General features: G+C 70.6%; 7 protein-coding genes and 1 pseudogene. 6 read left to right on the top strand and 2 right to left on the bottom strand.

Going from position 1 to position 10,580, the window contains the following annotated elements:
• The first annotated feature begins 19 nt into the window (after positions 1 to 19).
• The 6 genes and pseudogenes from AC3RKB_RS04160 to AC3RKB_RS04135 all read left to right on the top strand — a co-directional run.
• Positions 20 to 988, top strand: coding sequence for a LysR substrate-binding domain-containing protein (locus AC3RKB_RS04160; RefSeq protein WP_491434715.1), 969 nt, complete (start codon positions 20 to 22; stop codon positions 986 to 988).
• Between the two features lie 126 nt (positions 989 to 1,114).
• A complete protein-coding gene (locus AC3RKB_RS04155) occupies positions 1,115 to 2,716 on the top strand; it encodes an LVIVD repeat-containing protein (RefSeq protein WP_491434714.1) in 1,602 nt (533 codons plus the stop codon).
• Entirely contained in the window at positions 2,713 to 4,236 is a 1,524-nt protein-coding gene (locus AC3RKB_RS04150) for a DHA2 family efflux MFS transporter permease subunit (protein WP_491434713.1), read from the top strand. The genes AC3RKB_RS04155 and AC3RKB_RS04150 overlap by 4 nt, the downstream gene beginning before the upstream one ends.
• A 47-nt stretch (positions 4,237 to 4,283) precedes the next feature.
• Positions 4,284 to 5,426 carry an ABC transporter ATP-binding protein gene (locus AC3RKB_RS04145; RefSeq protein ID WP_491434712.1) on the top strand — a complete coding sequence of 381 codons (1,143 nt, stop codon included), beginning with the start codon at positions 4,284 to 4,286 and terminating at the stop codon, positions 5,424 to 5,426.
• Positions 5,427 to 5,481: 55 nt separating this feature from the next.
• Positions 5,482 to 6,651 carry a hypothetical protein gene (locus AC3RKB_RS04140; RefSeq protein ID WP_491434711.1) on the top strand — a complete coding sequence of 390 codons (1,170 nt, stop codon included), beginning with the start codon at positions 5,482 to 5,484 and terminating at the stop codon, positions 6,649 to 6,651.
• A 3-nt stretch (positions 6,652 to 6,654) separates the two neighbouring features.
• Positions 6,655 to 8,376: pseudogene (locus tag AC3RKB_RS04135) on the top strand (ABC transporter permease); the annotation flags it as partial.
• A 50-nt stretch (positions 8,377 to 8,426) separates the two neighbouring features.
• Here the strand turns inward: AC3RKB_RS04135 and cofD are convergent.
• Together cofD and AC3RKB_RS04125 are read right to left on the bottom strand one after the other, a co-directional pair.
• Positions 8,427 to 9,503 (bottom strand): 2-phospho-L-lactate transferase, encoded by a 1,077-nt coding sequence (gene cofD / locus AC3RKB_RS04130; RefSeq protein ID WP_491434710.1) that lies wholly within the window; start codon positions 9,501 to 9,503, stop codon positions 8,427 to 8,429.
• Positions 9,504 to 9,544: 41 nt separating this feature from the next.
• The gene (locus AC3RKB_RS04125) at positions 9,545 to 10,543 is read right to left on the bottom strand and encodes a zinc-dependent alcohol dehydrogenase family protein (protein WP_491434709.1); all 999 of its coding nucleotides are present in this window, start codon (positions 10,541 to 10,543) and stop codon (positions 9,545 to 9,547) included.
• Positions 10,544 to 10,580 lie beyond the last annotated feature (37 nt).

The raw sequence follows: 10,580 nt of genomic DNA, 5'->3' as shown, positions 1-10,580 counted from the left end.
GTACGGCTATAGTCCGGGCATGGCCACCGATCGCCTCCTCGACGGCCGGCTCAAGATCCGGCACCTCGTCCTCGTCACCGCCATCGCCGACGAGGGCACTCTCGTCCGAGCCGCGGAGTCGCTGCACATCACCCAGCCGGTCGTCACCCGCGGACTCCGCGAGGTCGAGGAGGTGCTGGGGGTGCCGCTGTTCGAGCGGATGCCCCGGGGCGTCACCCCGACCGCGTACGGGCGGTCGTTCATCGATCGTGCGCGCTCGGTCCTGGCCGAGCTGCGTGCCGCCGGCGAGGAGGTCCGGCTGATGCAGGCCGGACACCTCGGCACGGTCTCGGTGGGCACCCACCTCGCCGGCTCGAACCTGCTGCTGCCCCGGGCGATCGCCGGCCTCAAGGCCGAGCACCCCAAGCTCACCGTGATCGTGCGGGAGGGCACGCCCGACGCGCTCCAGCAGTGGCTCCTCGCGGGCGACCTCGACCTCACGGTCGGCCGGCTCTCGCCGACGGTGCCCGTCCGGCTCGAACAGGAACGACTGCACCAGGAGCCGATCCGGCTCGTCGCGCGCGCGGGGCACCCGGTGCTCGGCGGCTCGAAGGCGAACTCGCTCGCCGGGCTGATCGCCTACCCGTGGATCTTCCCCGTGGCGCAGACCGCACTGCGGGCCGAGCTCGAGGCGGTCTTCTTCCACGAGGGCGTGCCGCTCCCGGCCGACCGTGTCGAGTGCACGTCCATGCTGACGCTGCGCAACCTGCTCGTCTCGACCGACGTCATCGCGGCGCTGCCGATGTTCATCGCGGTCGACGACCGGGAGCTCCGGATCCTGCCGACACCTCTGAGCTCCATCCGCCGCTCGGTCGGCGTCACGCTGCCCAAGGATCGGGCGCCGTCGCCGGCGGCGGCCGCCCTGCTCGTGCACCTGCGCCGAGAGGGCGAGCGGCTCGCCGAACTCGAGCGCGAGTACGCGCGCACGGAATCGGGCACGTTCGGCTGATATGTCCGTTCGGTCATAGCTGCGACCCGTATTGATATTGGACAGCATCGCTCGGCCCGATGACGCTGAGAACGTCGACGCCCCCCCGTCGGCACGAACTCAGTCCCCGCTGCCGATGGAGGCGACATGGCCGGCTCTCCCTACGTTCCCGACGCGAAGAAGTATCGTCCCGAGGACTTCGAACGCGTCGCCGGCGAACCGATCGACCCCGATCCGTCGAGCTGGGGCATGCAGCCCGACGGCTCGTTCCTGCCGCCGGCCCACACGCCCTCGGTCCCCCGCGACGTCTTCATCGACTGGCCCGGCCAGCTGCCCTACCGCGACCCCGAGACCTACACGCTGAACACGACCGCCGAGGCGTTCTATCCGATCGTCGTCAACACCAGCCACTCGTGGCAGGCGATCTACGACTGGGACGACCGCCGGTACATGCTGCACTACGGCGGCGGGAACCGATGGAACGTCTACGACATCACCGACCCTCGCGCACTCGTCGTCGTCGACGAGGAGACGCTCCCGTGGAGCGGGCCGAGCTTCGGTGCGGTCACGATCCAGTGGAACGAGAAGCTCGGGAAGCACATCGCCATCCAGGCCAACGAGACCCCCCGGTACTTCCTCAACGGCCGCGTGGCGAACAAGTGGACCGACCCGACCGTCGAGGGACAGCTCCTCGAGTGGGAGGGCCTGCGCGGATTCCGCGTCTTCGAGGTGAACGGCCCCACGCCGCGCGACTGGAGGCTGCTGACCGAGGTCTCGACCGACCCGAACCACGGGCCCGACGAGATCCAGGAGGGCAACGGCGTGCTCGACCTGCCGCTCTACTACGGCGACCGGTACCTCTTCGTGGCGACCGCCCCGGACAACACGTTCGTCAACCAGCCCTACAAGACCACGCTCTGGGCGGCGGGGCACGCGGCGTACGACGTCTCCGACCCGGCGAACCCGGTGCACCTCTCGACCTGGTGGGTGCCGGGCACCCGTGTCGGCGAGGAGGCGGACTCGTCCTACCTCGCGGTGAACGACCGCTGGAACAACCGGACCTCGTGGTTCGGCTCGCGCATGGGTATCTTCATGCCGCGTTCCGTCGAGTCCGGCTGGAAGTACGGGTACGCCGCACAGGGCGGCCAGGGGTTCTTCGTCCTCGACGTCTCGGACCCCGAGAACATCCACCACGTCGGATGGTGCGACCTGCCGGTGAGCGTCGCCGGCACGGAGGGTGACAACGTCGACACCACCCAGGTCGAGGCGACCGGTTACGTCTACGTCTCCGGCTACCCGATGAACACCGACTGCTACGAGCCCGCCAAGGAGATCTACCAGGTCGACGTGAGCGACCCGGCGAACCCGCGGGTCGTGCGGACGATGCCCCGTCCGATGCCGCCCGCAGCGGCGCCGTTCACCGACTGGGCGCAGCGACGCGGTTCGTTCGGGCCGAAGCGGTCCGGCTACTTCATCAACACGGGTACGCCCCACGGGGGCGTCATCCCCTATGCGTTCTACGCGGCGGGGCTGCAGATCTTCGACGTGCGCGACCCGGAGGACCCGAAGGTCGGGGCGTACTTCGTGCCGCCGATGGGCCTGAAGGACGACGACGACCTCGCGGCGCCCGTGCACGGCATCTTCGTCGAATGGGACCGCAACCTCATCTGGGTGTTCGCCAACCACGGGATCTACGCCGTCTCCACGCCGCTCCTGGGCGAGCCCGTCGTCGGCGTGCCGACGCCATGAACACGCATGCGAGGCCCTGGCCCGCGCTCTGGGCGCTCGTCCTGGGCTTCTTCATGATCCTGGTCGACACGAACATCGTGACGATCGCCAATCCGGCGATCCTCCGCGACCTCGACACCGACCTCACCGCGGTGATCTGGGTGACGAGCGCGTACCTGCTCGCGTACGCCGTGCCGCTCCTGATCACCGGACGGCTCGGCGATCGCTTCGGTCCGAAGCGCGTCTACCTCGCCGGCCTGGTGATCTTCACGCTCGCCTCGCTCTGGTGCGGGCTCTCGTCCGATATCGGCATGCTCATCTCCGCCCGTGCGGCGCAGGGTCTCGGCGCCGCCCTCATGACGCCGCAGACGATGGCGGTCATCACGCGCATCTTCCCGCCCGGCCGGCGCGGTGCGGCCATGGGCCTGTGGGGGGCCGTCGCGGGCGTCGCCATGCTCGTCGGTCCCATCCTCGGCGGCGTGCTGGTCGACGCGTTCGGCTGGGAGTGGATCTTCCTGGTGAACCTGCCGGTCGGCGTCGCGGCGTTCGCCCTCGCCTGGCGGTTCGTGCCGCACCTCGAGACGCACGTCCGCCGCTTCGACTGGCTCGGCGTCGTGCTCAGCGCGGTCGGCATGTTCCTCGTCGCGTTCGGCATCCAGGAGGGTGCAACGTTCGGCTGGGGCACCATCGTCGGCCCGATCACCGTCTGGGGGGTGATCCTCACCGGGATCGTCGTGCTCGCGATGTTCGTCGCATGGCAGGCGTTCAACCGGGCTGAACCCCTGCTGCCGCTCGAGCTGTTCCGGGATCGCAACTTCGCGCTTTCCAACCTCGCGATCGCCATCGTCGGCCTCGGCATCGTCGCGATGCCGCTTCCGCTCGCGTTCTACTACCAGGTCGCGCGCGACCTCACGCCGACCGGGGGTGCGCTCATGCTCGTCCCGATGGCGGTCGTCTCGGGCGTCATGGCCCCGCTCGTCGGGCGCCTCAGCGACCGGGTCGATCCGAAGTGGATCGCGTTCACCGGGCTCTCGATCGTCGCACTCGCACTCGGCTGGTACATGGTGCTGATCACCCCGGATGTCGCGCTCGGGCTCCTCCTGCTGCCATCGGCGCTGCTCGGCCTCGGCATGTCGGGCGTCTTCGCTCCGCTCGCCTCGACCGCGACGCGGAACCTGCCGCCTGCGCGTGCCGGCGCCGGCTCCGGCGTGTACACGATGACCCGTCAGGTCGGATCCGTGCTCGGCTCGGCGGCGATCGCCGCGCTGATGAACGCGAGGCTCGCGGCCGAGCTGCCCGGCTTCGACGCGGCGGCGTCCGACGCCCTCGTCGGCGATCCGGCCGGTGCGCCGTCGATCGCGGTCGATGCGGGGTTCTCGGCGGCGATGTCGCAATCGCTCTGGCTCTCCGTCGCGGCCTTCGGGCTGTGCGCGGTCGTCGTCCTGCTCTTCGCGAAGCCGAGGGTGACGGTGGCCTGGGGCGAGGAGACGCACGCGGACGCCGCCGCATCCGACCTGTCCGTCACGGCCTCCGACCGGTAGCCACCCATCGGATCGACCGTCCGTCTGCATCGCATTGGAGCGAGTTAATGGATCCAGAATACAAACTTCGCCAAGGGGTCGGCGGCGGACGCCTCGTCGTCGACGGCCTGGAGAAGCACTACGACCTCGACGGCACGCAGGTCCAGGTCGTCAAGGGCGTCACCTTCACGATCGAACCCGGGATGTTCACCTCGCTGCTGGGCCCGTCCGGCTGCGGGAAGACGACCACGCTCCGCTGCGTCGCCGGCCTCGAGGACAGCAACGGTGGACGGATCACCCTCGACGGGAGGGTGCTCTCCACCGGAAGCGAGCACGTCTCGCCCGACAAGCGCGACGTCGGCATGGTGTTCCAGAACTACGCGATCTGGCCGCACATGACGGTGTTCGCCAACGCCGTCTTCCCCCTGCAGGTGTCCTCGGGCAAGGTCTCGAAGCGCGAGGCCCGCACGCGCGCGATGGAGGCGCTGGAGCTCGTCCAGCTCGACGGCTTCGCGGACCGGCCGGCGACGGCGCTCTCGGGCGGACAGCAGCAGCGCCTCGCCCTCGCTCGTGCGCTGGCGCACCGCCCCCGGCTGCTGCTCCTGGACGAACCGCTCAGCAACCTGGACGCCAAGCTGCGCGACACCATGCGCAACGAGCTGCGCAGTCTGCAGCAACGCCTCGGCATCACCGCGCTGTACGTGACGCACGACCAGTCCGAGGCGCTGTCGATGTCGGACCGCGTCGCAGTGATGAACCAGGGCCGCATCGTGCAGGAGGCCACGCCGCGTGAGCTGTACTTCCAGCCCGCGGAGCGATTCGTCGCGGACTTCGTGGGTCGGGTCAACCTGATCGCCGCCGTCGTCCGCGACCGCGACGAGCACGGAGACGCACTCGTCGAGGCGTTCGGGACCCGGCTGACCACGCCCTGCCCCGCCGGCGTCGGACGCGGCGAGCAGGTCACCATGACCTTCCGACCCGAGAGCGTGCGCTGGCACGAGGTCGCGCCCGATCGTCCGAACGTGCTGCCCGCCCGCGTGGTCCGCGTGGAGTTCCTCGGCGAGATCGTCGAGTACGAGGTCGAGGTCCTCAGCGGTGACACGGTCGCCGGCCGCCTCGTCGCGCGCGGCGCCCCCCTGAACGCGCCGTCCACGGGCAGCACGCTCCACGTCGAGCTCGCGCCGAGCGCGTGTCGCGTGCTGACGGCCTGAGCCGCACCATCCCCCCGAGAAGAGACAGATCCACGTCAGAGAGGACATCCGGATCATGCAATCACGAACCGCACGCGGAGTACCCATCGCCCTCGCGGCGGCAGGAATGCTCCTGCTGAGCTCATGCAGTTCCACCGGATCGGCGGCGCCGGTGCCGATCGAGCCCGACGGCGGCGGCGCACAGGCGGCCGCCTGCGACGCCGTCGAGGTCGGCGCCATCACCCGCTGCGAGAACTTCTACGAGGACTTCTGGCCCGAGATCGACCGCCAGATGGACGCCCTCTACGAGACGGCCAAGGAGACCGACGGCGGACGGATCGTGGTCTGGGACTGGTACGAGCTCGCGCCCGAGGTGATCGCCGAGTTCACCGAGCGCTACCCCGACCTGACGATCGAGACCCGGGGCCTCACCTACAACCTCTCCTCCGCGGTCATCTCGGCCGAGGCGACGGGAGCGCGCAACACCGACGTCCTGTCGGGCTCGCTCGTCTCCGCGGCCGCCATGACCGACGAGGGCTACTGGGCGGACGTCGACTGGAAGGCGTTCGGCGTGCCCGAGGAGTTCCTCACGATCGGCGCTCCCGAGATGCTGCCCGACAGCATCAACGGCTCGCTCATGCAGCACAACGTCGACGAGATCGAGGTGCCCGCCACGCTCGACGGCCTCCTGGACCCGGCGTACCAGGGCAAGGTCTCGATCGCGAACTACAACCCGATCGTCTTCTCGGGCTACGGCATGGCCGAAGGCGAGGCGGCCATGGTCGACCTCATCGGCGAGCTGACGTCGTCGGGCAACCTCGTGGTGCTCGAGGACCAGAACGCGCCGCTGTCGAGCGGAGACGTCCCCGTGGCGCTGAACCAGACGCTGTTCAACCCGAACCCCAGCCTCGCCGTCTCGCCGTTCGAGCACTCCGGCGTGTTCGCTCAGTTCTCCGGGGTGAACGTCGACGCGGAGAACCCGTCCGGTGCGATGCTGTGGTCGCTCTGGAACGCCTTCGACCCCGAGTGGCTCGAGCTGCGGATGACCGATGAGCGGTTCTCGACGACCCAGGTGCCCTACGCGGGCCTGCCGTCCGCGCTCTTCGAGCAGGCGACCGGCCTGATGAAGACCAACGCCGACGCACTGCTGCAAGGTCTCGAGAACGGGTCGGGCACCGAGACGGTCGAGACCCGCGACGAGTGGATCGCCATGATCACCGCCGCCGACGAAGCCCTGAACGGCTAGCCGATGTTCCAGGCAGGACGGACCACGAAGGCCGAGCGCACACGCCCGACCGCGATGAAGGTCGCGACGATCATCGCCGGCGCGGTGATCTTCCTCCTCCTCGCGATCCCCCTGGTCGTGCAGGTCGTCACGGCGTTCCGTGGTCCGTTCCTGCCGTTCGGCGTCTCGTCGGCGCGATGGTCGGTGGACAACTTCGTCACGCTGTGGGAACTGCGCGAGGACTTCTGGGCGGTGCTCGGATCGACGGCGGCGTTCGTCGGCGGATCGACGCTGCTCTCGCTCCTGATCGCGTTCGGGCTCGCCTGGGCGACGGTCCGAACGGATGTCCGGTTCCGGCGCGTGATCTCCGTGCTCGTCATCGTGCCGTTCATCATCCCGCCGATCGTCAAGGCACAGGCCTACCTCCTGATGCTCTCGCCGCAGTCGGGGGTGCTCAACCAGCTCCTCCACGCCGTTCCGGGGATGGAGGCGGTCACGATCGACCCGTATGCGTTCTCGACGATGATCGTGATCCAGTCACTGACCAACGTGACGTTCCCCTACCTGATGATCGTCCCCATCCTCACGAACATGGACGGATCGCTCGAGGAATCCGCCCGGGTGTCCGGAGCGTCCTGGGCGCAGACCCTCAGGCGCGTCACGCTTCCGATGCTGTGGCCCGGCCTGCTCGGCGTGACCGTGCTGACCTTCATCCTCGGGCTCGGCAGCCTGGAGATCCCGCTGCTGTTCGGGCAGGACTCGGGTCAGTCGATCTTCGCGCTGAAGCTCTGGACGTTGATCAGCGCCGACGCGGGCGAGCTGCCGCAGTACGGGCTGGCAGCCGCATGGGGGTGCGTGTTCCTCGTCATCACCACGATCGCCTTCGTGATCTACCTCCGGGCGACCCGGAACGCCGAGCGACGCGCCTCGGTCTCGGGCAAGGGGTTCCGCCCCACGACCATGCGGCTGGGGCCCTGGCGCATCCCGGTGCTCGCCGCGATCGCCGTCTTCGTGCTCCTGACGGCCATCCTCCCGCTGTTCGCCCTGTTCTGGGCCGCCATCACGCCGTACCCGATCGCGTTCTCGTTCCCGGCCCTCGCCGAGCAGACGCACTTCAGTGCCTTCGGAGCGGTGCTGGGCGACGGGGAGTTCTGGGCCTCGCTCGGGCGCACGTTGGTCATCGCGGGCGGGAGCGCGACCATCGCCTGCGTCGCCGCGACGGTGCTCGCCTACGGGATCGCTCGGAGCCGGTCGACCGCGCGGACGAAGGCCGTCGACCTCTTCGCATCGTCGTCGGTGGCGATCCCGACCGTCATCGCCGGATTCGCGATGTTCCTCACCTTCATGGTGATCAACCCGGTGATCCCCCTGGCCGGCACGATCGCCGCACTCGTCATCGCGTACTCGTACCGGGTGTCGATCGCCTACCGGGCCGGGTACAGCGCGACGCTGCAGATCCGGAAGGAACTCGAGGAGGCGGCGCTCGTCAGCGGGGCGAGCCAGATGGAGGGATTCCAGCGCGTCGTCGTGCCCCTGCTGATGCCGACCGTGTTCGCCGTCTGGATCCAGATGTTCATCCTCGGCACGAACGAGTTCACGATTCCGGCCTTCCTGGCGACGCCGGAATCCCGACCCCTGTCGGTCTACATGTACGCGATGATCAACCCGCGGTCGGCCCAGCTCTACGCGCCCGACCAGGGGGCGGCGATGGCGCTGATCTTCACTCTGCTGGTGTTCGTGATCGGGTACGGCCTGCAATGGGCGGTGTCGCTGCGCGCGATCGGTCGGCGTGCTGGTCAGCCTTCGGCCCGCAGGCGCACCGCGAGGTCGAGCGCGTCGCCGGCGAGCGCGGCCGCGTGGTCGAGGTCGTTCATCCAGAGCGGGACGGATGCCGCGGCGATCCCGGCCGCGTCCAGTCCGGGCACCGCGGCCGCGTCCGCCTCGTCGACGAGCCAGCCGTCGAGCAGGCCTCCGGTCGCGGCGGGGTCGGCGTCGGAGCGGCGGCGCGCGCCGTAGTGCAGCGCGACGGCCGCGGCATCCGTCGCCACGCCGATCGCCGACAGGCAGGCGTCGGCCATGCCGCGCACCACGCGGCCGCCGATGATCGGTGAGACGCCGACGACGGGCGCCGGCGTCGCCGCGAGCGCCTCGCGCATGCCCGGGACGGCGAGGATCGTGCCGATCGACACGACCGGGTTCGACGGGGCGAGCAGGACCACGTCGGCGTCCGCGATCGCGGCCTCGACGCCGGGCGCCGGGCGGGCGGCGGCGAGGTTCCGCTGCGCGAACCCGAGCGCGGGGATGGACGCGCGGTGCCGCGTCCACCACTCCTGGAAGTGCAGCTCGTCGCGCCCCTCCGCCTCGGGCAGTGCCGGGTCGATCCGCACGTACGTGTCGACCTCGGTGTCGGTCGCCGGGGTCAGCCGTACGCCGAGCGGCCAGCGCCGCTGCAGTCGCTCGCCGACCCGCGTGGGCGTGAGGCCCTCGCGCAGCCACGAGGTGCGCGCGAGGTGGGTGCCGAGGTCGAGGTCGCCGAGCGTAAACCACGGCCATCCCACGCCCCACTCGCGGAGCTCGGCCGCGACGCGCTCGGTCTCGCCGGCGCGTCCCCAGCCGCGCTCGGTGTCGTTCACGCCCGCGAGCGCGTACAGCAGCGAGTCGAAGTCGGGCATGAGCCGAACCCCGGCGAGCCAGAGGTCGTCGCCCGTGTTCACGACGACCGTGACGTCGGCGGAGGTCGCGGTGCCGGCGTCCGGCGTCGTGGCCTCGGCGCCATCCGACCCGGTCGCCGGCCATCGACGTGCGCACGCCGCCCGCAGCCCGCGCACGAACCGTGCGCCTCCGACCCCTCCGGCGAGCACGACGATCTTCACCCCTCCACGCTATCCCGTGGCCCCGCCGCGCAACGCGTGCGTCAGACGTCGCGCACCAGCACGAGCGACCCCGACGCGCCGCCGCGCAGCAGCGCGTCGACCGCCTCGGGTGCCCGCTCGAACGGGTAGGTCGTCGTGGACGGACGAAGGCCCAGCCGGTGCGCGAGCCGCAGGAACTCGTCGCCGTCGGCGCGGGTGTTCGCCGTCACCGTGCGGAGGTCACGCTCGAGGAACAGGTGGTCGCCGTACGTCATGGCGGGCACATCGGTCATGTGGATGCCGGCGAGCACGACCGTGCCGCCGCGCGCGGTCGCCTCGAGCGCGACCGGCACGAGCTCGCCCGCGGGGGCGAAGACGATCGCCGCGTCGAGCGGCTCGGGCGGCGTCGCGCGTTCGTCGCCGACGAACGCGGCCCCGAGCTCGCGCGCGAGCGCCCGGTTGGCCTCGCCGCGCGTCATCGCCGAGACGGTCGCGCCCGACGCCATCGCGAGCCGCGCGGTGAGGTGGGCGCTCGAGCCGAACCCGTAGATGCCGAGATGGCCGCCGGGCGGCAGGTTCGCGCGGCGAAGCGCGCGATACCCGATGATGCCCGCGCAGAGCAGGGGCGCGACCGCGACCGGGTCGACGTCGGCCGGGAGCGCGTACGCGAACGACTCCGGCACGGTCGCGACCGAGGCGTATCCGCCGTCGGCGTCCCAGCCGGTGAACGTCGCGTCGGGGCAGAGGTTCTCGCGGCCCGACCGGCACCACGGGCAGGTGCCGCACGTCGAGCGCAGCCATGCGATGCCGACCAGGTCGCCGACGCGGGTCCGTCGCACGCCGGGCCCGATCGCGGCGACGCGGCCGACCACCTGGTGCCCCGGCACGACCGGCGAGCGATGCGGCGCGAGCTCGCCGTCGATGACGTGCAGGTCGGTTCGGCACACCCCGCACGCGAGCACGTCGACCACGAGCTCGTCGCCGACCGGTTCGGGCACGGGCAGCCGCGCCGACTCGAGCATGCCGTCACCCCGCGTGATCCATGCATCGACCTCGCGCATGCGCCCCCTCCGTCGATCGCGCCGTCCTCCTGCCAGC

This window comes from Agromyces capsici, from assembly GCF_058349965.1.
The sequence above is the reverse complement of the archived record's forward strand: the minus strand, read 5'-3'. Positions and strand labels throughout refer to the sequence as shown.